The organism is Nonomuraea sp. NPDC049400, assembly GCF_044466425.1.
Classification (GTDB): Bacteria; Actinomycetota; Actinomycetes; order Streptosporangiales; family Streptosporangiaceae; genus Nonomuraea.
In genome coordinates this window covers 328105-353182 of sequence record NZ_JBITMP010000002.1, presented here as the reverse complement: position 1 = coordinate 353182, position 25078 = coordinate 328105, and the positions used below count along the sequence as shown (strand labels likewise).

Here is a 25078-nt window from a genome sequence, read left to right as displayed (position 1 = left end):
GGACGACATGGACATCCATGAGCCGGTGTTCCGCTCTGCGGTGGAATCGTTCGAACTCGAGAAGAGCGAGCTCGGCAGGTTCATCGAGGAGGCGGGCAAGGAACTGGAGGCCATCGGGGACTTCTGGGGCGGCACCAAGGAGGGGGTGGCCTTCTACAAGGGCGAGGGCGGCGGTTCCGGGTACGAGGCGGTCACCGGCCAGGTCATGGAGGGCATGGACGTGCTCCTGTACGCCCACGAGGAGATCGCCAGGCGTTTGCGTTTCATGAAGGACAACGTCAGCGTCACCGACTGGGTCCTGGTGTCCGTCATGCTGTCCAAGCTGCCCCCTCCCGATCCCGACCGGCCGATCTGGGGAGCGGACTAACCGCGCGGCGGGGCGGTGGAGCGGCGGGTGACCAGGGTGGGGGTCACGGAGAAGCGGACCGCGGACGTGCGCCCCTCGATGATGCGCTCGAGCAGCAGCCGCCCGGCCGTCCTGCCCATGATCGCCCCGTCCTGGTCCACGCTCGTCAGCGAGATGTGCGCGAGCGCGGTCACGCGGGCGTTGTCGTAGCCGGCCACTGAGACGTCGCCGGGCACGGCCAGCCCGGCCTCGTGGATGGCCGCGAGCGCGCCGAAGGCGGCCTGGTCGGATCCGGCGAAGACGGCGGTGGGGCGGGGCTCGCGGGCCAGCAGCTCGCGCGTCGCCTGGTAGCCGCCCTCCTCGGTGTAGGAGGTGGCGACGACGGCGACGTGCTCGGCCAGGCCGTGCTCGGTCATCACCCGTTCGTACGTCCTGGCCCTGATGGTGTGCAGCCACATGACGGACCGGGCCGGGCCGCTGTCCTTCTGCGAGATGTGCGCGATGCGGCGGTGGCCGAGCGAGATCAGGTGCTCGACGGCGAGCTCGGCGCCCACCTCGTCGTCGTCGAGCACGGAGTCGTAGACCGCCGAGCGGTCGTGGCGGCCGAGCACGACGGTGGGCGTGCTCCTGGCCATCTCCTCGAGCCGGGCCCTGGCGAGGACCGGGGCGACGATGAGGATGCCGTCCACCTGCCGGTCCACCAGGGCGTTGATCGCGCGGCCCTCGGAGTCGGGGTCCATGCTGCCGCCCTGGACGATGATGGCCTGGTAGCCGGCGCCCGCGATCTGCTCGTTGAGACCGTCGAGAATGTCGGCGAAGAACGGGTTTCTGATGTGCGGCAGCACCACGCCGATGGTGAACGTGCGCCCCCGCATCGCCCGGGCGGCGGCGTGCGGGCGGTAGCCGAGCTCGTCGATGGCCGCCTGCACCTTGGCGCGCATCGCCTCGCTGACGCCGTAGGCGTTGCGCAGAACCTTCGACACCGCGGTCGTGGAGACCTGGGCGTGGCTGGCCACATCACTGATCGTCACCCGCCGCCGCCCGTCGCGCGTGACCATCCGCCGCACCTCATTCGTCTAGACGCGGACCTGATTGTACGAGCTCAAGCCTGCGGCCGCGATGGGTAACGATACCCATGGCATACCTCCGAACAATCGTCAGGCGGGGGCTCCACGTGGGTCACGATTGGGGACCGTTCCTCAAATCGAGCCTTGACGCCCCACCAAGTAACGCTTACGTTAACTCGAAACGGGGGGCGTTAAAACGATTCAACGGACCCGGAGGGGCGTTGTGAAGACCTCTCACCGCATGCTCGGAGCGGCCCTGGCCGTTCTCACGATGACTGCCCTGACCTCCTGCGGCTCGGGCTCCGAGCCGGCTGCCGACGGCACGGTCACCCTGAAGTTCCTCATCGACAACGGACAGGGAGCCGTCGACTCGGCCAAGGCGATGACGGACGCGTTCATGCAGGCCAACCCCAAGATCAAGATCGAGACCGAGACGCGGCCGGCGGGCAGCGAGGGCGACAACATCGTCAAGACCAAGCTCTCGACAGGCGACATGTCGGATGTGTTCCTGTACAACTCCGGGTCGCTGCTCCAGGCGCTCAACCCGTCCCAGACCCTGGTCGACCTCACCGGCGACCCGGTGCTGCAGAACGTTCACAAGGACTTCCTGCCGGTGGTGACCCAGGGCGGCCGTGCGTTCGGTGTGCCCTTCGGCACCGCCCTGGGCGGCGGCATCCTCTACAACCGCAAGGTCTACGAGAAGCTCGGCCTGCAGGTGCCCAAGACCTGGGACGAGTTCATGGCCAACAACGCGAAGATCAAGGCGGCCGGGATCACGCCGGTGATCTCGACGTTCAAGGACACCTGGACCTCGCAGCTGTTCGTGCTGGGCGACTTCTACAACGTCCAGGCCGCCGTGCCGAACTTCGCCGCCGACTACACCGCGGGCAAGGCCAAGTTCGCCACCACCCCGGCCGCGGCGGCCGGGTTCCAGCACCTGGCCGATGTGAAGGCCGGCGGCTACCTCAACGAGGGCTTCGGCTCGGCCACCGCCGACCAGGGCATGAAAATGCTGGTGGAGGGCAAGGGCGCACACTATCCGATGCTCAGCGCCCAGTTGCCGCCGCTGGTGGCCTCGATGCCGCAGGCCGCCACTGACGTCGGCTTCTTCGGGATCCCGGGCACCGACCCGGCCAAGAACGGCGCGACGCTCTGGGAGCCGGGCGGCGTCTACATCCCCAAGACCACCAAGAACCTCGAGGCGGCCAAGAAGTTCCTGGCCTTCGTCGCCTCGCCGGCGGCGGCCGATGCGGTGAGCAAGGTCGTGCAGCCGTCCGGCCCGTACCGGATCACCGGCGCCAAACTGCCCGACAACGCCATCCAGGCCGCCAAGGACCTGCAGGCGTACATCGACAAGGGCGCGACGGCGCCGGCGCTGGAGTTCGTCTCCCCCGTCAAGGGTCCGTCGCTGGAGCAGATCACCGTCGCGGTCGGCTCCGGGCTGACGCCGCCCGCCGAGGGCGCCGCCCAGTACGACAAGGACGTGGAGAAGCAGGCCAAGCAGTTGGGGCTCGCGGGGTGGTGACCAAGCAGGCGGCCAGACCTCACGTCATGCCCGAGCAGGAGCTCACCCGCCCGGCCAGGCGCAAGTCCGCCTACCCGTACGCGCTCTACCTGCCGGCCGCCGTCGTCTACCTCGTCATCTTCCTGGTGCCGACGGTGATGGCGTTCTACTTCGCGCTGACCCGCTGGACGCTGTTCGACAGCGAGTTCGTCGGCCTGGACAACTTCCGCGACTTCCTGGCCGAGCAGAACCTGCGCATCGGCTTCGCCAACACCGTCATCTACGCGGTCGTCACCAGCGGCCTGAAGGTGGTGCTCGGGCTGCTGCTCGGGGTGCTGCTCACCTCGAAGCTGCGGCTGCGCGGCTTCCTGCGCTCGGTGGTGTTCTTCCCCGTCCTGGTCTCCACGGTCGCGGTCGGCATCACCTTCAGCGCGCTGCTGCGGCCCGACACAGGACTGGTCAACAAGGCCCTGGCCCTGGTCGGCATCGACGGCCCCGACTGGCTCGGGGACGCGAACACGGCCCTGCTCTCGGTCGCGCTGGTCGACGTCTGGAAAGGCGTCGGCATCGCCACCGTCATCTACATCGCCGGCATCCTGTCCATCCCCCGCGACTATTACCAGGCCGTCGCGGTGGACGGCGGCGGCGTCTGGCACCGCTTCCGCCACGTCACGCTCCCGCTGAGCTGGCCCGCCACCTACTCAGTGATCATCCTGTCGTTCATCGGCGGCCTGCGCTCCTTCGACCTCATCTGGACGATGACCCGCGGCGGACCCGGCTTCACCAGCGACACCATCGCCTCGATCATCTACAAGCAGTACCAGGCCGGCTTCTTCGGCCTGTCCACCGCGGGCAACGTGCTGCTGTTCCTCGTCGTCACCGCCGTCGTCGTCCCGCTCAACTACTTCCTCGGCAAAAGGCAGGTGGCCGCATGACCGCCCTGCGCAGGCTCGGCGCCGAGGCCATCGCCCTGGCCGTGGCCGCCGTGATCTTCCTCGTCCCGTTCGCCCTCATGCTGCTCACCGCGGTCAAGGACCAGACCCAGGCCACCGACCTCGACTTCGCCTGGCCGGCCAACTGGCCCGTCGTCCAGAACCTCACCGAGGTGATCGAGGCACGCGACTTCGTGCTGCTGCGCGCGTACGTCAACAGCACGGTCCTGACCGTGGCGTCGGTGGCACTGATCGTCGTCTTCGCCGCGATGGCCGCGTTCGTGCTGCAGCGCCGCGCGGGCCGGCTCGGCTCGGTGGCCAACTTCCTGGTGCTGTCCGGGCTGATCATCCCGCCCGCGATCGTGCCCACCATCTGGCTGCTGCAGGCCCTCGGCCTGTTCAAGACCCTCCCCGGGCTGATCCTGGTGGAAGTGGCGTTCGGATTGTCGTACGCGGTGCTGCTGTTCCGCGCCTTCATCGCGGCCATCCCGCGCGAGCTGGACGAGGCCGCCCAGATCGACGGCTGCACCGGCCTCTCGCTGTTCTTCCGGGTGATCTTCCCGCTCCTGCGGCCGGTCACCATCACCGTGATCCTGACCAGCTCGGTGGCCGTCTTCAACGACTTCGTCAACCCGCTCTACTTCACCCCCGGCGACGAGAACGCCACCGTCCAGGTCACCCTCTACAACTTCCAGAGCCAGTACAACACCCAGTGGAACCTGCTGTTCATGGACATCGTGCTCATCACGATCCCACCGCTGCTGCTGTTCATCTTCTTCAACCGCAAGATCGTCGCCGGGATGACCGCCGGCGCCATCAAGGGCTAGGAGACCCGTGACCCTCGTGCATGTCGAAGCGCCCGCCTTCGAACACCACCGCGACCCCCTCGGCATCGGCGAAAGCGCTCCGCGCCTGTCCTGGACCGTCACCACCGGCATCCCCGGCTGGGAGCAGCAGGCGTATGAGATCGAGCTCAGCGACGGCACCACAACCGGCCTCGTCGAGTCGGGCGATTCGGTGCTCGTGCCCTGGCCGGGCCCGGAGCTGAGCTCGCGTGAACAACGCGGCGCGCGGGTGCGCGTGCACGGCCGCGACGGCTCGACCAGCGACTGGAGCCCCTGGTCGTGGGCGGAGGCCGGCCTGCTGGACCAGGCCGACTGGCGGGCGGGCGCGGCCGGGCCACCGCTGGAGCTGCTGGGCGTGCCCGACGGCCCCGCCCTGCTGCTGCGCCGCGACTTCACCATCCGCGGCCCGATCCAGCGGGCCCGTCTGTACGTCACCGCCCACGGCATCCACGAGACGGAGATCAACGGCCGGGTCGTGGGCGACGACGTGCTGGCCCCCGGCTGGACCAGCTACGGCCACCGCCTGCGCTACCGCACGCACGACGTCACCGAGCTCCTGGCCGAGGGCGCCAACACGATCGGCGCCACCCTCGCCGACGGCTGGTACCGGGGACGTATCGGCTTCGCGGGCGGTAAGGACGCCGTCTACGGCGACCGTACCGCGCTCGTCGCCCAGCTCGAGATCGCCTACGAGGACGGCACGACCGACGTGGTCGTCACGGACGGGAGCTGGCGCTGCGCGAGCGGCCCCGTCACCGCGGCCGGCCTGTACGACGGCGAGAAGTACGACGCCCGGCTGCTGCCGTCCGGCTGGTCGAAGCCCGGCTTCGACGACGCGGGCTGGCTGCCCGCCGACGCGCTGCCGCACGACCCGGCCCTGCTCGTCGCGCCGACGGGCCCGCCGGTCCGCCGGGTGGAGACGCTCGCCCCGGTCAAGGTACTGGCCGGGCCGGATGGGGAGACGATCCTCGACTTCGGCCAGAACATCGCCGGCCGCCTGCGCATCCGCGTCCAGGGCCCGGCCGGGCACACCGTCACGCTCCGCCACGCCGAGGTCCTGGACAACGGTGCCCTCGCCCTCCGGCCGCTGCGCCACGCGGCCGCGCTCGACCAGTACACGCTGCGCGGCGACGACGCGCCCGAGGAGTGGGAGCCGAGCTTCACCGTGCACGGCTTCCGCTACGCCCAGGTCGACGGCTGGCCGGGCGAGCTGGACCCGGCCGACGTCCAGGCCGTGGTCTGCCACACCGACATGCGGCCCACCGGCGACTTCCGCTGCTCCGACCCGGCACTGAACCGCCTGCACGACAACGTCCGGTGGAGCATGCGCGGCAACTACGTCGACCTGCCCACCGACTGCCCCCAGCGCGACGAGCGGCTCGGCTGGACCGGCGACATCCAGGTCTTCGCCCCGGCCGCCGCCTTCCTGTACGACTGCGCGGGCCCGCTGTCGTCCTGGCTGGCCGACCTCGCCGCCGACCAGGCCGAGCAGGGCACCGTGCCGCACTACGTGCCGTGGGTGGAGCTGGTGTTCGGCACCGCTCCCGCCGCGGCCTGGGGCGATGCCGCGGTGCTCGTGCCGTGGACGCTCTACCAGCGCTTCGGCGACCTCGGCCTGCTCGGGCAGCAGTACCCGAGCATGAAGGCGTGGGTGGACCAGGTGGCCGGGCTGACCGGTGACGACCATCTGTGGGACGAGGGCTTCCAGTTCGGCGACTGGCTGGACCCGGCCGCGCCGCCGGACAACCCGGGCAAGGCCCGTACCGACCACGCGCTCGTCGCCACCGCCTACCACGCCTGGACCGCCGGGATCCTGGCCGAGACGGCGGCCCTGCTGGGGCGCTCCTCCGACGCCGAGCACTACGCCGCGCTGGCGGGGGCGGTGCGCGAGGCGTTCCGCCGCGAGTTCGTCACGCCGTCGGGACGGCTGGCCTGCGACACCCAGACCGCCTACGCCCTGGCTCTGACGTTCGACCTGCTGGACGGGCCGGCGCAGCGGGAGCGGGCCGGGCGGCGCCTGGCCGAGCTGGTCGCCTGGGACGACCACCGCATCGGCACCGGTTTCGTCGGCACCCCGCTCATCTGCGACGCGCTCTGCTCCGTCGGCGCGTACGACACGGCGTACGCGCTGCTGCTCCAGCGCAACTGCCCGTCCTGGCTGTACCCGGTGACGATGGGCGCCACCACCATCTGGGAGCGGTGGGACAGCCTGCTGCCCGACGGCTCGGTCAACCCCGGCGAGATGACCTCCTTCAACCACTACGCGCTGGGGGCGGTGGCCGACTGGCTGCACCGCACCGTGGCCGGCCTCGCCCCGGCCGCCCCCGGCTACCGCCGCCTGCGCATCGCGCCCCGGCCTGGCGGGAACCTGACCCACGCCTCGGCCCGGCTCGACACCCCGTACGGCCCGGCGTCGGTCGCCTGGTCCAGGAGCCGCACGACGCTCACGGTCACCGCGACCGTGCCGCCGGGCACGGTCGCCGAGGTGGACCTGCCCGGCGCGGACCCGCAGGAGGTGGGCTCCGGCACCCACACCTTCACCACCCCGATGCGAGCCTGATGTGAGCCTGATGTGAGCCGGCTTCCCCGGCCCGCCGAGACGACCGGCGGCGGGCCGGGGAAGCGCTGCCTGGATGGGATCAGCAGCCGCTGGATGCCGTGTGCGGTGTCGTCGGTGGCGCGAGGGCGGCCACGACGCGGGTGAGCAGCGCCGACCACTCCTCGTCGTCCACCGCGTGCAGGGTCGGCGGGACGAGCGCGCTGCCCATCGACAGCAGCAGGCAGAAGTGGGCCAGTGCGTCCGGGGAGAGCGCGGGGTCCAGCTCGCTTCCGCTCTGGGCCGCGCGCACCAGGTCGGCGAGCCAGTCGGCGCGCTCGCCCAGGTAGTCCCGCATCGGGCGGGCGACGTCCTGGTCACGGCGGGCCGCCACCAGCGCCTCCACGATCAGGTCGCCAGGAGCCCCTTCGCGGCGCGGCAGCCAGCGGCCCATGACAAGGAGCAGCTCCGTGACCGACCGGTCCGGGCCGGAGGCGAACAGGTCGGCCAGCATCCGCCGCCCGTGCGCCTTCAACGCGGACACGAGCAGGTCGGCCTTGGAGCTGAAGTGCGCGTACAGCGCGCCATTGCTGACGCCGGCCGCCGCGGCGATGTCGGCCACGCGGGTGCCGTCATACCCGCGCTCGGCGAACACCTCGGCGGCCGCCTGCAGCAACCGTTCGCGCGTCTCAGCTGCGGTGACGCCCGCTATGCGGCCCATGGAGGGAATTTAAAGTTCGTTCATTTCATCCGTCAAGAGCGGCCTGGCGGGACGAGGTCGCCGAGGGAGACGGCCAGCCAGAGCTGGAGCCGGTGTCCGGGGTCGGTCAGAGGGCGGCCCGAGACGCGTTCGGCGACGGCCAGGCGGCGGCGGAGCGTGTTGCGGTGCACGCCCAGCCGGCGCGCGGCCGTCTCCAGGTTCGAGCCCGCCTCCAGGTACGCCCTGACCGTGTCGACCAGGTCGCCGCCGTGCCGGGCCTCGTACTCGCGCAGGGGGCGGAGCACGGCGGCGGAGAAGCGGTGCGCCGCGTCAGGCACGAACGCGTCCCTGAGCAGCGCCGACGTCTCCAGGTCGTCGACGTGGGCGTAGCCGTCGCCGCGGGCGGCCAGCGCGGCGGCGTGCCGCACCGCCGAGGGCAGCTCGCCCAGGCCGAGCGCCCGGCAACCGCCGCCCGGCACGCCCAGCCGAGCGCACAGCTCCGCGCCCCACCGCCGCCCGCCCTCGGGCAGCACGAAGACCGTCTCCTCTGGCCGGGAGCACACGAGGGCCGGCTCCGCGGCGTCCGCCGCCACCTCCTCCAGCGCGTCCGTCGCCGCCTCGACCGGCACCGCGGGCCGCGCAACGACCACCTCGTACGGCGGGTCCGCCACCGGGCACAGCTCGCCCAGCTGGCCCGGCGACAGCCTGCCGTCGAGCACGGCGGCCAGCAGCGCGCCCCGCTGGGCGTGCGCCTTGGCCCGGCTGGCGCGCACGCCGAGCAGTTCCATGGCCAGCAGGCAGGCGGCCTGGTTGGCCAGCATCCGCGCGTGCCATTCCAGCGGCGAGGCGGTGCACACCGCCAGCCAGCCGGTCGGCGGCCCCGAGAAGCCGAGACTCTGCACCTGGACGGCCTCGATGCCGTCGTCCAGGACGCCGGCGCTGCGCCGGGCCGCGCCCTCCGCCATCTCCAGGGCCCTGGCGTGCCAGGGCCGCTCCCCCGCCGGCGTCGCCGCCCTGGGCTTGCCCTGCGGGTCCAGCAGCATGGACTCGCCGCCGGTGTGCTCGGCCAGCGCGCGCAGGATGCCCGACGTGCCCGACAGCAGCGCGGCCCGCGCCATGGCCTCCTGGGCGGCGACGACCCGCCGCTCCCCGCGTACCCGCTCGTCGGCGTGCCAGCGGGCGACGGCCTCGGTCACCGCGATGAACGGCGTGAGGATCTCCAGCACCGGCAGGCCATGGAGGTCCGCGGCGGCCAGCACCTCCTCGGGGACGGCGGTCATCGCCTCGCCGAGCGCGAAGGCCAGCCCGGCGCAGCCCGCACCCGCCAGCCGCTCGACGTACGCGTGCCGCCCGGCGGTGTCGGCGGGCAGGCCGAGCCCGATGGTCATCACCAGCTCGCCCCCGCGCAGCCACGGCACGGGGTCGGCCAGCTCCGACACGTGCGCCCACCGCACCACGCGCGCCAGCCCGGCGCGCCCGGCCAGCAGCCGCATGCTCATGCCGGGCAGGGTCATGGCCTGGGCGACGGTCAGCGCCATGGGAGCGCCCTGATGTTCATAGTGCACCCTAATTCATCGCCCGCAGTGCATTTCGTCCCGGCCCCGGCATGCCTGACCTGCGCTTATCGTCGTCGCACCCCCTGACACCCGGAGGATCCATGAATCGCGCCACCCGGGCGGCCGGCGCCGCCTTCGTCGGGACCACGATCGAGTGGTACGACTTCTACGTCTACGCCACAGCTGCCGCGCTGCTCTTCGACGACCTGTTCTTCCCCAACGCCTCCAGTCCCACGGTGGCGCTCATGGCGTCCTTCGCCACGTACGCGGTCGGCTTCTTCGCCAGGCCGCTCGGCGGCATCGTGTTCGGCCACTTCGGCGACCGGGTCGGGCGCAAGTCGGCGCTGGTGGTCACGCTCCTCATGATGGGCGGCGCGACGTTCGCGGTCGGCCTGCTGCCCACGTACGCGTCGATCGGCACGCTCGCCCCCGTGCTGCTGGTGCTGCTCCGCTTCGTGCAGGGGCTCGCGGTCGGCGGCGAGTGGGGCGGGGCCGCGCTCATGGCGGTCGAGCACGCGCCCGAGGGCAAGAAGACGTTCTACGGCGGCTTCGCGCAGCTCGGCAACCCGGCGGGCGCGCTGCTGGCCACCGGCGCGTTCAGCCTGATGAGCCTGTTCGGACAGGACACGCTGCACTCGTGGGGCTGGCGGGTGCCGTTCGTCGTCTCGGCCGTGCTGGTGCTGGTGGGGCTGTTCATCCGGCTCCGCGTCGAGGAGTCGCCCGTCTTCGAGCAGGCCGAGAAGGACGGGGTGCCGATCAAGGAGGTCTTCCGCACGTCGTGGCGGTCGGTGCTGCTCGGCATCGGCACGCTGCCCGTGGCCATCGGCGGCTACTACATCCTCACCACGTTCCTGCTGTCGTACGCCACGGGCCCGGCCGTCGGCGAGACCGAGCAGCTCATCCTGAACGGCCTGAGCTTCGCCGCGTTCGTCGAGCTGGTCGCCACGCTGGGCATCGCCTGGATGGGCGACAAGTTCGGCGGGCGCAAGGTGGCCATCTGGTTCCTGATCAGCACCGCGGTGCTGGCCGTGCCGCAGTTCGCGGTGCTCGGCACGCACAGCACGTTCCTGATCTTCCTGATGCTCGGCCTGATGCGGCTGGCGACCTCGGGCACGTACGGGCCGATGGCAGCCGTCCTGGCCGAGATGTTCCCGCCGCAGGTCCGCTACACCGGGATCTCGCTGGCCTACCAGGGCGCCGGCGCGATCTTCGGCGGCCTGTCGCCGCTGGCCGCCACCGCCCTCGTCGGCGCGTACGGCGGCGCCGCCTGGCCTGCCGTGGCCCTGCTCGTCGCGATGTGCGCGCTCAGCGTCGTCTGCCTGATCGCGGCGCCCCGCCACCGCGACCGTGTGCCCGCCACGCCGATGGCCACCCGATAGATCACCACCGAACTAGGAGAAGTGCATTGTCCACCACCGTCATCACCGGCGGGAAGGTCATCACCATGGACCCCGCGGCCCCGTACGCGCAGGCCGTGGCCGTACGCGACGGCCGCGTCCTGGCCGTCGGGCGCGAGCAGGACGTGCTGGCCGCGGCGGGTCCGGGAGCCGAGGTCGTCGAGGCGGGCGGGCGGAGCGTGCTGCCCGGCTTCATCGACCCGCACAACCACCTGCTGTCCACCGCCGAGACGCTGGTGGCGGTGGACGCGCGCTACCCGGCCGTGGGCAGCGCCGCCGACCTGGTCGCCGCCGTCGCCGCCGAGGCCGCGCGGACGCCGGCGGGTCAGTGGATCAGGGCGTACGGCATGGACGACGCCAAGTACCCGGGCGGGCGGCCGACCCGGCGGCAGCTCGACGAGGCCACCACCGAGCACCCGGTGATCGTCTACCACGTCTCCGGGCACCAGGCGGTGGTCAACTCGGCCGCGCTGTCCTGGCGCGGCATCGGCGACGACGTTGCCGATCCGGCGGGCGGCGCGTTCGTGCGGGACGAGGGCGGGCGGCTGACCGGCATGGTGCTGGACTCGGCCATGGAGCTGATCCTGCCCGTGGCCGTGGACATCGGCTGCCACGGCCCCAACTTCCACGTCGACCTGCCCCTCGAGCAGCTGAGGTCGTGGCTGGAGTTGGCCGGCGAGACGTACCTGCGGGCCGGGGTGACCACCGTGTGCGACCCGCAGGTGTCGCGGCGCGAGCTGCTGGTCTACCGGTCCGCCTGGGAGGCGGGCACGCTGCCGGTGCGCACCGCGGTCATGCCGCTGTCGCACATGCTGGACGAGCTGGCCTCGATCGGCCTGGCGGGCCCGTTCGGCGACGACCGGCTGCGGTTCGGGGCGATGAAGTTCTACTGCGACGGCACGCTGCTGGGCGGCACCGCGATGTTCGAGGAGCCGTACGGCGAAGGCTTCACGGGCTCGCTCTACCACCAGCCGGAGCAGCTCGTGGACCTCGTACGGCGGGCCGCGACCGCGGGCTGGCAGATCGGCATCCACACCCAGGGCGACCGGGCGATGGGCTACTCCCTCGAAGCGATCAAGGCGGCGGTGGCGGTGTCGGGCGACGACGCCAGGCCCAGGATCGAGCACTGCGGCCATCCCACGCCCGCCCAAATCAGGGAGTTCGCCGCACTCGGCGTGATCCCGGTCAACCAGCCCAACTTCCTGTACGACAGCGGCACCGACTTCGTGCGCCGGCTCGGCGAGCGGCGGGCGCACCGCCTGCAGCCGCTGCGCGAGGAACTGGACGCGGGGCTGCGCCCGGTCCTGTCCAGCGACTCGTTCGTCTCCTCGCTGCGGCCCATGGAGACGGTGTCCAACGCGGTGCGCCGCCGGACCAGAGAGGACGGGCCGATCGGCGCCGAGCAGGCGATCACCCTGGAGGAGGCGCTGCGCGCGCACACCATCGACGCGGCGTACGCGCTGCGCATGGAGGACCGGATCGGCTCGCTCACGCCGGGCAAACTGGGCGACGTGGTGGTGCTGGACGCGGACGTCCAGAACCTGCCCGCCGACGCCCTGTCCGGCGTTGACGCCTGGCTCACCATGCTCGACGGGCACATCGCGTACCGCGCGCCCGTGCCGGTCGAGTAGGCCCCTTACTCAGCCCACTTCGCGGCGCCCGCGAACGGCATGTGCTGGCCCTCCACGTACGCCGGGAACCGCTGGTACACGTTCACACCCGGCTGCCCGCGCAGGAGCAGCGCGGAGACGAACGGCTGCTGCTCGCTCGTGATCCGGGTCGAGGTCGGGATGTAGCGGATGGTCAGGCCGCAGCGGCGGCGCGGCGAGGTGTTGGCGTTGGAGGCGTGCAGGATGTTGGGGTGGTGGACCTCCACGTCGCCGGGCGCGAGGACGAGGTCCACCGCCTGCGACTCGTCCACGCTCACCGCGCTCTCCGAGCCGAGCACGTTGTCGATGTCGTCGCGCTGCCGCAGCTCGTGCAGGTCCTGCTTGTGCGAGCCGGGGATCACGCGCATGCAGCCGTTCTCCGGCGTGGCCTCGTCCACGGCCAGCCAGAGCGTGACGACGCGCATCGGCTCCAGCGGCCAGTACGCGCCGTCCTGATGCCACAGGACCGGCTTGCCGGAGAAGGGCGGCTTGCTGATGTAGTGCGAGGCGAACAGCGCTATGTCGGGGCCGACGAAGAGCTCGGCGATGTCGAGCAGCCGGGCGTCGCTGACCAGCCGCACCCAGAAGGGGTCGCCGGCGACCAGCTCGGTGGCCAGGTCCTCGCCGAGCCGGTCGGGGTGCTTGGCCTGGAGCCAGGCGACGTGGTCGCTCGCCTCGCCGATCAGGTCCCGGTCGAGGACGTCGCGGAAGATCGTGTAGCCGTCGCGGTCGTAGTCCTGGAGGGTCCGGTCGACTTCCGTGATCACCATGTGCTCCTTGGAAGGGTGGGCGTCGATCGGATTCTTCGGTCTTGGGGCCGCGAGTTACTAGTACTCGCCGCTCCATAAGTATTAATTTCCTGACATGCCGACCGTCCTTCGCTGGGTCGAGTTCGCGGCCGGCCTGCCGTACCACGCGGCCCTCGTGCCCGTGACCGGCAGCCGCAGGGACCGGCCAGAGCCGCACAGTCACGCCGACTTCCACGAGCTCGTCTTCGTGACCGCGGGCGCGGGAATGCAAGTGGTCCGGGGAGGTGGGTGGGGGGTCGGCGAAGGGGAACTGCCGCTGTGCGCGGGCGATGTGGTCCTGGTCCGCCCCCATGACCGCCACGAGTTCGCCTCGAACGACGGCATGAGCTTCGTCAACATCGCCTTCCCGAGCGAGCGCTGGCGTGCCTTCGCCGACCTGGCCGGGCTGGCGGGCCCGGCGGACTGGGACCGCCGGGAGCTCCCGCTGTCGGCGCGCGCCGATCTCGACGGGCCGGTGGCGGCGGAGTTCGGCCGCGTGCTGGGCGCCTACTCCGGCGTGCCCCGCGTCCTCGACCTGGTCGGGCTGTGGACGGCGGTCGTCCCCCTGCTGGAGGGCGCCGACGGCACGGCCGTGGACCCGCGGCCCGGCTGGCTGGTGTCGGCCTGCGCCGCGATGAGCCGGGAGGAGAACCTGCGCGAGGGCCTGCCCAGACTGCTGGCGATGGCCGCGGTCAGCCCGGGACACCTGGCCCGCTCGATGCGCAGGCACTACGGGTGCACGCCGATCGCGTTCGTGGCCGGGCGCCGGCTGGAGCACGCCGCCCTGCTGCTGTCCACGACGACGGAGGGCATCGGCCGCATCGCCCAGCGCTGCGGCTTCTCCGGCCAGTCCTACTTCGGCAGGCTTTTCCAGGAGAGGTACGGCATGGCGCCCCGACGTTACCGGGAGGTTACGCGGAGGGCGGTCGTGCCTATGGACACCCAAGATATCAAGTGATTAGATGACCTATCCCCCCTCCAAGATCGAAGAGGAGGCCGGGCATGATCCGGTCACTTGGTATCGCCGCCGCCGTCTGCCTCGCCCTCGCCGCCTGCTCCTCCGGCGGATCCACGCCGAAGCAGGCCGCCGCCAAGACAGAGCTGAAGCTCTACAACGACAAGGGCGCCTGGAGCAAGTACTTCGAGGAGATGGGCAGCCTGTCCAAGCAGCAGATCGGCCTGTCGATGAAGCCGGTGGGCTACACCGACGAGCCGACGTACCAGGCGTTCATCAAGGCGTCCTTCCGGACGGACGTGAAGCCCGACCTGTTCACCTGGACGACGGGCGGCAGGCTGGCGGAGATCGTCGCCCAGAAGCAGGTGGCGGAGACGACCCCGATCTGGCAGGAGGCGATCAAGAACGGCGACCTCTCGGCGGACCTGGCCAAGTACTACACGGTGGGCGGCAAGCAGTACTGCGTGCCGCTGAACGCGGCGTACTGGGGCATGTTCTACAACAAGTCGATCTTCGACAAGCACCGGCTCAAGCCCCCGGCCACGTGGGACGAGCTGATCAAGGTCGCCGACACGCTGAAGAAGAACGGCGTGACCGCGTTCTACCACACGTCGGTGCTGTTCTCCTTCGTCTGGTTCGAGCAGCTGCTCGCCGGCACCGACCCCGACCTCTACGACCGCCTCTCGACCGGCCAGGCGAAATACACCGATCCCGGCGTGGTCGAGGTCATGAAGCGGTGGAAGTCGATGATCGACGCCGGTTACTTCAACAACCCGGGCGACAAGACCGACCCGGGTGACGTGCTCAAGACCGGCAAGGCGGCGATGGTGTCGTTCGGCACGTGGTTCAACACGAGCATGACGCAGCGCGACCTGAAGGCGGGCACCGACTACGGCTTCTTCGTCATCCCGAACGTCAACCCGGCTCTGGCCAAGACCTCGATGATCTTCGAGAGCGGCCCGCTCTGCTCGCTGGCCAAGGCGCCCGACCTCGACGCCAGCACGAAGTACCTCAAGTGGTGGGTCGGCTCCGCCGCGCAGGAGAAGTGGGCCACCACCAGGGGAGACGTCTCGGCCAACCCGAAGGTGGCCATCGCCGACCAGGCCATCGCCGAGGTCAGCAAGGCGGCGGGGAGCGGGGAGTACCGGCTGGTCAACCGCTACTTCGAGGCCACGCCGCCGCCGGTGCTCACCGCCGCGCTCGACGGGTTCGGCGCCTTCGTCGTCAAGCCGGACACGTACCAGAAGGTCCTCACGGACATCCAGGCCGCGGCCGACGAATACTGGAGCACCCACCCGCAGGGGAACTGAGCCGACCACCGGCGCGGGGCCGGCCGGTCAGGGCAGGAAGCCGCGGCGGCGGGCCGCGACGACGGTCTCCATGCGGGTGTGGGTGCCCAGCTTGCGCATGGCGTTGCGCAGGTAGCTCTTGACCGTCTCCGGCCGGATCCCGAGCCGGACCGCGATCTCCGCGTTGCCGCAGCCCACGGCGACGAGGGCGAGGACGTCGAGCTCGCGCGGCGACAACGGGCTCGCCTGGTCCGGGGCCCGGCCGTTCGAGCCGGCCAGCCGGTCGCAGACGTCCTGGAGCCGGGACCGGATCGCGGCGTCGGCGACGTCCTGCGTGATGGCCCTGAGGTCGGCGTGTGCCTGGCGGACCGCCCCCCACTCGCCGGCGGTGGGCGACTCGCGGGCGGCGCGGGTGATCGCCGCCGTCTCCATCTCGGCCAGCCGGCGCTCCACCTCGCGCCGTACGGTCATCTCGAAGCCCACCCGCTGGGCGACCTGGATCATGGCGTCCATCACGCGGTCGCTGATCGACAGCGGCTCGCGGATCCCGCCGTACAGGACGCCCGACACCGTGCCGTCCACGGTGACCGGCACGGCAGCGATGGCCCGCAGCCCCTCGAGGTTGACGGGTTTGTCGTACTCGTGGCTGATGCGCGGGTCGGCGGTGTAGTCGTCGACGGCGCCGGGCCTGGCCGTGGTGATCACCCGGCCGCCGAGCCCGTTGCCCGCGCCGACGACGAGGCCGCGCAGCGCGCCGGTCAAGGTGCCGCTGAACTCCGTCAGCGTGACACCTTGGGAGCGGCCTCCCACCACGCCGCCGAACGCGACGGGCAGCCCGGTGGCCCGCCGCAGCCTGCCCACGGCGGTCTGGAACGTCTCGCGTTCACGGTCGGCGGGCGCGTGCAGTGCGGCCATGGCACCAGCATGAACCAGGCCCGCCGCCGGGAGCCACCCCCGAACGGGGGTGGCGGGGAGCCGGAAATCGGGGAATGCTCCGGGCATGGCTGACGCACTGCTCTCGTACGCCTCGGGCGTGTCCGAGGTCCCCCTGCTGGGCGAGACGATCGGGGAGAACTTCGAGCGCGCCGTGGCGCGGTTCGGCGAGCGCGAGGCGCTGGTGGACGTGGCGGCCGGGCGCCGCTGGACCTACGCGGAGCTGGACGCCGCCGTGAACGAGGTGGCGCTCGGCCTGCTGGCCCGCGGCATCGCCAAGGGCGACCGGGTGGGCATCTGGGCGCCCAACTGCGCGGAGTGGGTGCTCGTCCAGTACGCCACCGCCAAGATCGGCGCGATCCTGGTCAACGTCAACCCCGCGTACCGGGCCCACGAGCTGGCCTACGTCGTGCAGCAGTCCGGCATGCGGCTGCTGATCAGCGCGGTCGCGCACAAGACCAGCGACTACCGGGCGATGATCGGCGAGATCGGGTTCGAGGACGCCGTCTTCATCGGTTCGGCCGGGTGGGACGAACTGGTCGACAACGGCAGGCGCGGCGACCCGGCCGCGTTGCGGGAACGGGCGGCGCTGCTGGCGTTCGACGACCCGATCAACATCCAGTACACGTCGGGCACCACCGGCTTCCCCAAGGGCGCCACGCTGTCCCACCACAACATCCTCAACAACGGTTACTTCGTGGGCGAGCTGCTCGGCTACACGGAGGCCGACCGGGTGTGCCTGCCGGTGCCGCTCTATCACTGCTTCGGGATGGTCATGGGCAACCTCGGCGCGACCTCGCACGGTTCGTGCGTCGTGCTGCCGTCGCCGGGGTTCGACCCGGAGGCGACGCTGCGCGCCGTGCAGGAGGAGCGGTGCACTTCTCTGTACGGGGTGCCGACGATGTTCATCGCCGAGCTCGCCGCGCTGTCCGCCGAGTCCGGAAATTTCGACCTTTCGACCCTCAGAACGGGCATCATGGCGGGCTCCCCTTGCCCCGTCGAGGTCATGAAGCGCGTCGTCAGCGAGATGAACATGGCCGAGGTCGCCATCTGCTACGGCATGACCGAGACCTCGCCGGTGTCCACGATGACCCGCAGGGACGACGGCCTGGCCCGCCGCACCGAGACCGTCGGCCGGGCCATGCCGCAGATCGAGGTCAAGGTCGTCGACCCGGAGACCCGGCTGACCGTCCCCCGTGGCGAGCCGGGCGAGCTGTGCACCCGCGGCTACTCGGTCATGCTCGGCTACTGGGGCCAGCCGGACGCCACCGCCGAGGCCATCGACGCCGCCCGCTGGATGCACACCGGCGACCTGGCCACCATGGACGCCGACGGCTACGTCAACATCGTGGGCCGCATCAAGGACATGGTCATCCGCGGCGGCGAGAACATCTACCCGCGCGAGATCGAGGAGTTCCTGTACGGCCACCCGGACATCAGCGACGTCCAGGTGATCGGGGTGCCCGACGAGAAGTACGGGGAGGAGCTCATGGCCTGGATCGTCATGCGGCCGGGCGCCGAGCCGCTGACGGCCGAGCGGGTCAGGGAGTTCTGCGCGGGCCGGCTCGCCCACTACAAGATCCCCCGGTACGTCCACGTGGTGGACGCGTTCCCGATGACCGTCACGGGCAAGATCCGCAAGGTGGAGATGCGCGAGCGCGCCGCCGGCATGCTGGGCCGCTCATGAGGTCCGCGGCGCCTGCTACGCGCTTCGGCTCATGAGGGTCCGCGCGCGGTCCAGCCCGCGGTGCCCGCCACGATCCTGACGGCGGCGCGGGCGAGCGGCTCCGGTCCCGGCGACGGGAGATCGTCATTGGAGCACCTCCAGGTAGTCGAGGTTGGGGCACCCGCCCGCCGTGGTGGCGGTGAGGCGGATGGTGTTGGCGCCGGCGGCGAGGTCGGCGACCGCGCTCCGGGAGGTCCATGAGGTCCAGGCGCCCGTGCTCGGGAAGGACACGCCGGAGGCCACCACCCGGCCGTTGACGGCCAGGTCCACGGGGCGGTCCGCGCCCGTGCCGTTGGCGTAGCGGACCGTGAGCGTGGCGGGGCCGGCCGCGGCGGCCTCGTGCCGCCACTCCACGTAGGCGCCCGCCACGTTGTCGGTGTTGACGAAGCCGGCGCCGGAGAACCCGGCGTGGTTGGACTCGACGACGCCCTGCGAGATCGTGGCGCTCTCCGCCTCCAGGCGGGTGGCGACGGCCTGCACCTGCTTGTAGGCCCGCATGTTCCTGAGCAGCAGATAGCAGTTCAGCAGCGAGCCCGAGGTGTCGCCGAGCGAGCGGTAGATGCCCCACTTGGGGCGGACCCGGTCGCCGAGGAAGGTGTCGCCGGTCCTGGTGGCGTCCACGAGCGTGACGCCGCCGCTGCGCAGCACCCACCGCACCGAGCCCGAGCTGCCGTCGCCGATCTTGATCTCGTACTCGGCGTCGATCCATTTGTCGTGCAGCGGCTCGAGCTCGGTGCGGCCCACCAGGGTGTCGGACTCGAAGATCTTGTGCTCGATGGTCTGCACGCCGTTCACGCGGCGCAACGACGTGACGGTGATCGGGCTGGTGCCGGTGCCCGGCATCTTGGTCTGGCTGATGTGGGTGAAGGTCGTGGTCGCCTTGAGCGAGCTGGGGATGTACATCGAGTACGTGACGCGCCACGTCTCCCCGGCCAGCCAGCGCAGGTAGCCGTCCGGGTTGCGGGTGCCGGTCACCTCCTGGCGCTGCCGGTCCGTCGACGTGTCGCGGTCGACGGTGTGCATGTTGAAGCGGAAGGCGTCGCCCTCGACGTAAATGTGGGGCTGGCCCGCCGGGTGCGAGTCGGCGCGGTCGTCCTCGAGCGTCTCGAACGCGCGCAGCCCCACGGCGGCCGGATCGGGCGCCCACATGAGCTTCCAGGCCGGCGCCGCCGCCGAGGCGGACCTGGCGGGCACGGCGGGGGCGAGGAGCGCGGCGCCGACCAGGGCGCCCAGCTGGCGACGGGTGACGTTCATGGCTGGTCCTCCAGGTGGTCGAGATCGGGGCCGCCGTCGGCAGCGGTCGCGGTCGCTCTGGCCGTGGCGGGCGCCGGCGGCAGCACGGCGCCCGCCTGCACGGTGATTACTGGATGTTCGAGCGCCGGATCGTGTCGGCCGAGCCGTCGCCGTTGTTGTCGGAGTTGGTGGAGCCGAACCAGACGGCGCCGGCGCCGGGCACCTTCTCGACCGCGCGGAGCCTGCCGTACGTACCGTTGAAGTACGAGTTGACGGTCGAGACGTTCTCGCCGTTCAGCACGATGCGCCACAGCCGCTGGCCGCGCAGCGCCGCCATGAACACCGTGTTGTTCACGATGGCGATGCCGCTCGGCGAGGCCTCGGAGACGCTCCAGGTGTACTTCGGGTTCGTCATGCCGGAGGTGCTGCAGTTGCCCTCGCAGGTGGGCCAGCCGTAGTTCTTGCCCGGCTGGATGAGGTTGAGCTCGTCCCGCGAGGAGTTGCCCAGCTCCGACGACCACAGCCGGCCGGCCGAGTCCCAGGCCAGGCCCTGCGGGTTGCGGTGGCCGTAGCTGTAGACGCGGGTGCCGAACGGGTTGCCGGGCGCGGCGGCGCCGGTCCTGGTGATGCGCAGGATCTTGCCGTTGAGCGAGTCGAGGTCGGGCGCGTTGCCCGACGACTGCGCGTCCCCGGTGGCGACGTACAGGTAGCCGTCGGGGCCGAACCTGATGCGCCCGCCGTTGTGGTACCGGTTCTTGTCGATGCCCTGCAGGATGCTGGCGTACCCGCTGAGCGCGGTGCCGTTGAAGTTCATCTTCGCGACCCGGTTGCCCTCGGAGGCGGTGTGCATGAAGAACACCTCCTGGTCGGACGTGCCGTTCCAGGTGGGCGAGAAGTCCAGGCCCATCAGGCCGCCCTCGCCGCCGGTGGTCTGCGCGTTGGGCACGGTGCCGACCTGCGTCTTGGTGCCCGACGGGGTCACCTTGAACACCTTGAACGTGTCACGCTCGGTCACCAGCGCGTACGAGCCGTCGGGCGCCCAGGAGATGTCCCACGGCACGTCCCAGCCGCCGGCGACGCTGGTCGGCGTCTGCGGCACGGTGCCGCAGCTGCCCGTGGTGAACGACGCGGACGGCGCGCTCGGCGTCGAGAGCTGGTTGGCCGTGTCACGCGCGACGACGTGCACCTGGTACGTGCGCGCACACTCGAGCGGCACGCCGGCCGTGGTGGCGGGCGGGGTCCCGGTGATCGTGGCCAGCACGGCGTTGGTGGCGTTGTCGCGCACCAGGTAAGCCCGCACGCCGTTGTCGTCGGTGGAGGCGCCCCAGGTCACGGTCGCCGAGGTGGCCTGCACGCCGCTGACGGCGGGCTGTCCCGGCTGCGACGGCGGGTCGTCGGCGGGCGCGGGCAGCGTCTGGCAGTTCGCCTCTGGGCTGCTCAGCGACACGTTGCCGGAGGCGTCGCGGGCGAAGACCGACAGCTGGTAGGAGAAGTTCGGGTTGAGCCCGGTCAGCCGGTACGGCGGCGCGGGCGCGGTCGCGATCTGCTGGCCCTGGTGGTAGATGTCGTAGCCGACGACGCCGATGTTGTCGGTGGACGGCGGCCAGCCCAGGGTCAGGGCGTTGTGCGTGATGTCGGAGCAGGTCGGCTGGCCCGGCGAGGTCGGCTTCTCGGTGTCTCCCGGGCCGCTCACCCGCAGCCGGTCGAGGTTGGGCCCGCCGTTGGCGGTGGTGGCCGCGGCCCTGACTGTGTTGCCGCCCGCGTTGAGCGGCGCGTCCACGCTGATCTCCTGCCAGGTGGTCCAGGCGCCGGTGCCGGGGAAGGACCGCGCGGTGGCGACGGCGGTGCCGTTGACGGTGATGGTCATCGGCCGGTCGGTGGTGGTGCCGTTGGCGAAGCGGAAGGTCAGGCTCTGGTTGCCGGCACTGGCCGCGCTGACCGCGAACTCCACGTACGAGCCGCTGACGTTGTCATAGTTGACGAAGCCTGAGCCGGTGAAGCCTGCGTGGTTGGACTCGACCACCCCCTGCGCGATCGTGGCGGTCTCCGCCTGGTAGTCGGTGAAGCTCGACGACTGGACCTCGGCGTCGAGGTAGTCCCAGTTCGGATTGCCGCCCGCGCTCGTGGCGGTGGCCCTGACCTTGTTCGCGCCCGCGGTGAGCTGGGCGGTCAGCGTGACCGTGGTCCAGGTGGTCCAGGCGCCGGTGGCGGGGAAGGACCGGGCGGCGGCGACGGTCGTGCCGTTGACCGCGATGTCGCTGGGCCGGTCGGCGCCCGTGCCGTTGGCGTAGCGGAAGGCCAGCGTGGCGGTGCCCGCGCTGGGCGCGTTGATGGTCCATTCGGTGTACGAGCCGGCGACGTTGTCCCCGTTGACGAAGCCGGTGCCGGAGTAGCCGGCGTGGTTGGGCTCGACGACCCCCTGGGAGATCGTCGCGTTCTCGGCTTCGTACCGGGTGGGCGCCGCGTCGGCTGGGACGGCTGTCATTCCCAGGGCGAGTAAGCAGGCGATGACGCTGGCCCGGGACTTGCTGAAGTTCATCGGGCGCTCCTGGCTGAGAGTGATGCCTTGTGTAAGGAGGGAGCTTTCCAAACGTTTGTCACAAACCACCACGAGGCGTCAAGCCTTGGAACGTTCCATATTTTAGGAAACTTTCCTAACTCTCCTCTCCTTACACATCGGATGAAAGTGACCATGAACTAGGGGCTAGATCGGATTGCATGCCTCAGCTCGTCAAACCCGGAGTGATACATGGGACGTCTACGCACGACCACGGCGGCGGCCGGCCTCTTCGGGGCCGAGAACGATCTCGCAGTGCGCCGTGGAGTCTGGGCGAATCCTGATATTTAGAGGTTACTCGAAATGGACCAGGCGGTTACGCAGCGCACTGTTAGCTTGGCCGAGCATTGCCGCCCATTCGGAGGAAAGAGCTTTCATGGCAATATCGTTCGGCCGCATGACCCGTCCCGTCGGCCTGGGGCTCGCGGTGGCGCTCGGCGCCACTTTGTCCTTCGGCATCGCCACGCAGGCGTCCGCCACCACGGCGAAGGCGTCCGCCCAGAGCGTCGCCGAGCAGCGGGTGAAGGTCTACGAGCTGGTGACGAAGGACGGCGGGTTCTTCTACGCCAGCAACGAGGCGGAGAAGCAGAACGCGATCACCAAGCACGGCTGGACTGTGACCCAGACCCCGCTGTACTACATCTCGCGCGCGCCCTTCGCCGGCGGCAGGCCGATCTACCGGCTGCGCTGGGCGAACAAGGCCTCCTACCTCGTCACCGGCTCCATCGCCGAGCGCGAGGCGCTCGTGACCTCGGGCAAGTTCCGCTACGATGGCATCCTCGGGTACGCGCCCGCCGCCGGCGTTCCCGGCCAGACCGTGAAGATCTTCCGCCTGTCGAACGACAACAAGTGGCGCCTCGCCATCGAGTCGCACACCCAGAAGATCCTGGCGAACGAGCCGGGCTGGAAGCTGGACGGCCCGCTGTTCAACCAGTTCACCCAGGCAGGCTGAGACTGAGCCGACGAGGGCGCGCCGAGACCCGGCGCGCCCTTTCGCGGGCAATGAGCCGCGCCACGACCATGACGAGGACGGTCAAACTCGGCGAGAACGACACCGAAATTCGCGGCGCCGAGCTCATTCGAATTCCCGTCCGTTGTCGCGTGCCGAATATTTCCAACCCCCGCATTCACTCGGGCCGGTCTCGCAGGGTTCGTGTGGGTTCGTTGAATCGCCCGTTCATCCAGGACAGAAAGGACGTCTCCGCACGTCAGCCCGGGTCGAACGGCAGGACGTCGGTCGCGGGCGCTCCCACGGGGGCGAGTGCCCGCCCGGTGGCGGGCTCGCCGATACGATTCGTGCCCCGGCCGGTCCAGGAAGAAGTAAGCGGCGGTATCTAGGCGAAAGCCGGACGCCCGGATATGGTGCGATACGGGCAAGCCACAACTGTGCACCGTCTCCCGAATTCCGATCGGCGGGCATCGCATGCGGGATCTGTCGTTCGTCACCCAGAGGTTGCCCGGCGTGAGTGTGATCTCGGTGGCCGGCGAGGTCGACACCACCACCGCCGGACAGCTCGATCGCTACATCCGGCACAGCCGGCGGCTGCCGGGCGAGCACGTGGTGATCGATCTCAGCGAGGCTCAGTTCATGGGTAGCGCGGGCCTTCGTGTCCTGCTCAACACCCATGCCTTCGCCCGCCAGCACAGCGGCAGCCTGCACCTGGCCGCGCCCCATCCGAAGCTCGCGAGGATCATGGAGATCACGCAGGCGCACACCGTCCTGAACGTGCACGCCACGGTGGAGCAGGCCGTGCTCGCGGCGCTGAGCAGCCCGGCCACCGAATCGCTCAGCCCCGCGAGCCGGGGCGAAGACGCGGGGTGAGGTCTGGCGATAAAGTTTGGGCTCATGCCGCGCGACACCCTTACCCGGGAGCAGATCGTCCGGGCCGCCGTCGCGGTGCTGGACGCCGAGGGCGTGGGCGGGCTCAACATGCGGCGGCTGGGAGCCCAGCTGGGGGCGGCGGCCACCGCGATGTACTGGCACGTCAAGAGCAAGGACGAGCTGGTCGTGCTGGCGGCCGACCACGTCTGGGACGAGATCGAGCTGCCCGACCTCGACGAGGTCGGCTGGCGGGCGGCCGCGGCCGCGCTCGCCTCCGGGGCGCACGACATGCTCGGCCGGCACTTCTGGATGGTCACGGCCATGAGCACCCACCTCATCCACGGCCCGAACAAGGCCAGGTACGACGACCGGTGCCTGGCCGTCTACGAGGCCGCCGGGTTCAGCGGGCCGGACGCGGACCAGGCGGCGGCGACCATGATCATGTTCGTGATCGGCGCCGCCCAGGGCGAGGCGGCCGAGCTGGCGTGGCGGGCGCGCCTTCGCCGGGCGGGGGCCGACGAGGAGCAGGAGCTGCGCGAGACCATCGCGCGCATCGGCGAGATCGCCCAGCGCTATCCCCGGTTGCGGGCCCGCAGCACGCCGTCGGTCGAGGCGGCGCCTTCCCTGCCGGACGAGGCCACGTTCGAGTTCGGGCTGGGGGCCATCCTCGACGGTCTCGAGGCGCGGCTGGCGGCTAATGGACATAACCGCTCGCAGCCGGAGTCGCCAACAGGACGATGACGGCGAGCGAGCCCGCCGTCGCGAGCACGAAGCGGGACACGATCAGCGGGCGCAACACGGCGGGGAACGCCTCCTGCGCCGCCCGCACCACCGCTCTCCCGTCGAGCTCCCGCACCGCGGGGTCGCCGGACTTCTTGAACACCGCTTCGACGTAGCGGGCGGCGAAGACCTGGCTGGCGGTGACGAACGCGCCGCCGGTCAGCATGAGCGCCGCCGCGATCCACGACAGGATCCGGCCGACCCCGCTTCCCGCCAGGCCGAGCGAGGCCAGCGTGGCGAGGGCGGCGGCGATGGAGATCGGGAACAACAGCTCCACGACGCTCTCGGCGAACTTGATCCGGTGCTGGGCGAGCACCCCGGCAGGCAGTCCCCGCCGGGTCACGACCGCCTCGGCCGCGCGCTGCGCCCGCTCTCCGTGGGTGTGGACGATGACGGGGATGACGAGGAACGTCGCGGCGAGCGCGTACTGCAGCGTGGATGCGACGAGGACGGGGGTCGGCAT

The 25078-nt window shown here is 70.9% G+C and carries 21 protein-coding genes; 13 read left to right on the top strand and 8 right to left on the bottom strand.

Annotated features, from left to right (window positions below; translation table 11 throughout):
* Positions 1 to 7: 7 nt before the first annotated feature.
* On the top strand, positions 8 to 367 hold the full coding sequence (locus ACIBVN_RS03450; RefSeq protein WP_397132199.1) for a hypothetical protein: 360 nt from the start codon (positions 8 to 10) through the stop codon (positions 365 to 367).
* Here the strand turns inward: ACIBVN_RS03450 and ACIBVN_RS03445 are convergent.
* Positions 364 to 1404, bottom strand: a complete 1041-nt coding sequence (locus ACIBVN_RS03445) for a LacI family DNA-binding transcriptional regulator (protein ID WP_397132197.1) — start codon at positions 1402 to 1404, stop codon at positions 364 to 366. The genes ACIBVN_RS03450 and ACIBVN_RS03445 overlap by 4 nt on opposite strands.
* A gap of 232 nt (positions 1405 to 1636) precedes the next feature.
* Between ACIBVN_RS03445 and ACIBVN_RS03440 the strand changes: the two genes are divergently transcribed.
* Genes ACIBVN_RS03440 through ACIBVN_RS03425 form a run of 4 tightly spaced genes read left to right on the top strand, consistent with a single transcriptional unit; the run spans position 1637 to position 7254 of the window.
* Entirely contained in the window at positions 1637 to 2938 is a 1302-nt protein-coding gene (locus tag ACIBVN_RS03440) for an ABC transporter substrate-binding protein (protein ID WP_397132195.1), read from the top strand.
* 26 nt (positions 2939 to 2964) lie between these two features.
* Positions 2965 to 3852 (top strand): carbohydrate ABC transporter permease, encoded by an 888-nt coding sequence (locus tag ACIBVN_RS03435; protein ID WP_397132193.1) that lies wholly within the window; start codon positions 2965 to 2967, stop codon positions 3850 to 3852.
* Positions 3849 to 4676, top strand: coding sequence for a carbohydrate ABC transporter permease (locus ACIBVN_RS03430; RefSeq protein ID WP_397132191.1), 828 nt, complete (start codon positions 3849 to 3851; stop codon positions 4674 to 4676). The genes ACIBVN_RS03435 and ACIBVN_RS03430 overlap by 4 nt, the downstream gene beginning before the upstream one ends.
* Positions 4677 to 4683: 7 nt before the next feature.
* On the top strand, positions 4684 to 7254 hold the full coding sequence (locus tag ACIBVN_RS03425) for a family 78 glycoside hydrolase catalytic domain (RefSeq protein ID WP_397132189.1): 2571 nt from the start codon (positions 4684 to 4686) through the stop codon (positions 7252 to 7254).
* 79 nt (positions 7255 to 7333) lie between these two features.
* On the opposite strand, the gene ACIBVN_RS03420 is transcribed toward ACIBVN_RS03425, so the two are convergent.
* The gene (locus ACIBVN_RS03420; RefSeq protein ID WP_397132187.1) at positions 7334 to 7951 is read right to left on the bottom strand and encodes a TetR family transcriptional regulator; all 618 of its coding nucleotides are present in this window, start codon (positions 7949 to 7951) and stop codon (positions 7334 to 7336) included.
* A 32-nt stretch (positions 7952 to 7983) separates the two neighbouring features.
* Positions 7984 to 9468: a PucR family transcriptional regulator gene (locus tag ACIBVN_RS03415; protein WP_397132185.1), complete on the bottom strand. Its 1485-nt coding sequence runs from the start codon at positions 9466 to 9468 to the stop codon at positions 7984 to 7986.
* A 119-nt stretch (positions 9469 to 9587) separates the two neighbouring features.
* Here ACIBVN_RS03415 and ACIBVN_RS03410 point away from each other — a divergent pair, with 119 nt between their 5' ends.
* Both ACIBVN_RS03410 and ACIBVN_RS03405 read left to right on the top strand, forming a co-directional pair.
* Positions 9588 to 10865, top strand: coding sequence for an MFS transporter (locus ACIBVN_RS03410; RefSeq protein ID WP_397132183.1), 1278 nt, complete (start codon positions 9588 to 9590; stop codon positions 10863 to 10865).
* 65 nt (positions 10866 to 10930) lie between these two features.
* Positions 10931 to 12514: an amidohydrolase gene (locus ACIBVN_RS03405; RefSeq protein ID WP_397132386.1), complete on the top strand. Its 1584-nt coding sequence runs from the start codon at positions 10931 to 10933 to the stop codon at positions 12512 to 12514.
* 5 nt (positions 12515 to 12519) lie between these two features.
* Here ACIBVN_RS03405 and ACIBVN_RS03400 read toward each other — a convergent pair whose 3' ends face one another.
* Positions 12520 to 13302, bottom strand: a complete 783-nt coding sequence (locus ACIBVN_RS03400; RefSeq protein WP_397132181.1) for a phytanoyl-CoA dioxygenase family protein — start codon at positions 13300 to 13302, stop codon at positions 12520 to 12522.
* 94 nt (positions 13303 to 13396) lie between these two features.
* Between ACIBVN_RS03400 and ACIBVN_RS03395 the strand changes: the two genes are divergently transcribed.
* On the top strand, positions 13397 to 14278 hold the full coding sequence (locus tag ACIBVN_RS03395; RefSeq protein ID WP_397132179.1) for an AraC family transcriptional regulator: 882 nt from the start codon (positions 13397 to 13399) through the stop codon (positions 14276 to 14278).
* 44 nt (positions 14279 to 14322) lie between these two features.
* Positions 14323 to 15585 carry an ABC transporter substrate-binding protein gene (locus ACIBVN_RS03390; RefSeq protein WP_397132177.1) on the top strand — a complete coding sequence of 421 codons (1263 nt, stop codon included), beginning with the start codon at positions 14323 to 14325 and terminating at the stop codon, positions 15583 to 15585.
* Positions 15586 to 15612: 27 nt separating this feature from the next.
* Here ACIBVN_RS03390 and ACIBVN_RS03385 read toward each other — a convergent pair whose 3' ends face one another.
* Positions 15613 to 16479 (bottom strand): LuxR C-terminal-related transcriptional regulator, encoded by an 867-nt coding sequence (locus ACIBVN_RS03385; RefSeq protein ID WP_397132175.1) that lies wholly within the window; start codon positions 16477 to 16479, stop codon positions 15613 to 15615.
* 85 nt (positions 16480 to 16564) lie between these two features.
* On the opposite strand from ACIBVN_RS03385, the gene ACIBVN_RS03380 reads away from it, so the two are divergent.
* Positions 16565 to 18184, top strand: a complete 1620-nt coding sequence (locus ACIBVN_RS03380; RefSeq protein ID WP_397132173.1) for an AMP-binding protein — start codon at positions 16565 to 16567, stop codon at positions 18182 to 18184.
* Between the two features lie 123 nt (positions 18185 to 18307).
* On the opposite strand, the gene ACIBVN_RS03375 is transcribed toward ACIBVN_RS03380, so the two are convergent.
* Both ACIBVN_RS03375 and ACIBVN_RS03370 read right to left on the bottom strand, forming a co-directional pair.
* Positions 18308 to 19477 carry a carbohydrate-binding protein gene (locus ACIBVN_RS03375; RefSeq protein ID WP_397132171.1) on the bottom strand — a complete coding sequence of 390 codons (1170 nt, stop codon included), beginning with the start codon at positions 19475 to 19477 and terminating at the stop codon, positions 18308 to 18310.
* A gap of 106 nt (positions 19478 to 19583) precedes the next feature.
* A complete protein-coding gene (locus ACIBVN_RS03370; RefSeq protein ID WP_397132169.1) occupies positions 19584 to 21995 on the bottom strand; it encodes a PQQ-dependent sugar dehydrogenase in 2412 nt (803 codons plus the stop codon).
* 415 nt (positions 21996 to 22410) lie between these two features.
* Here ACIBVN_RS03370 and ACIBVN_RS03365 point away from each other — a divergent pair, with 415 nt between their 5' ends.
* The 3 genes from ACIBVN_RS03365 (at position 22411) to ACIBVN_RS03355 (ending at position 24576) form a co-directional block, all read left to right on the top strand.
* Complete coding sequence (locus ACIBVN_RS03365; RefSeq protein ID WP_397132167.1) at positions 22411 to 22965, top strand: hypothetical protein; 555 nt, start codon at positions 22411 to 22413, stop codon at positions 22963 to 22965.
* A gap of 471 nt (positions 22966 to 23436) precedes the next feature.
* Complete coding sequence (locus tag ACIBVN_RS03360) at positions 23437 to 23835, top strand: STAS domain-containing protein (protein WP_397132165.1); 399 nt, start codon at positions 23437 to 23439, stop codon at positions 23833 to 23835.
* A 24-nt stretch (positions 23836 to 23859) separates the two neighbouring features.
* Entirely contained in the window at positions 23860 to 24576 is a 717-nt protein-coding gene (locus tag ACIBVN_RS03355; RefSeq protein ID WP_397132163.1) for a TetR/AcrR family transcriptional regulator, read from the top strand.
* Here the strand turns inward: ACIBVN_RS03355 and ACIBVN_RS03350 are convergent.
* A complete protein-coding gene (locus tag ACIBVN_RS03350) occupies positions 24530 to 25078 on the bottom strand; it encodes a hypothetical protein (protein WP_397132161.1) in 549 nt (182 codons plus the stop codon). The genes ACIBVN_RS03355 and ACIBVN_RS03350 overlap by 47 nt on opposite strands.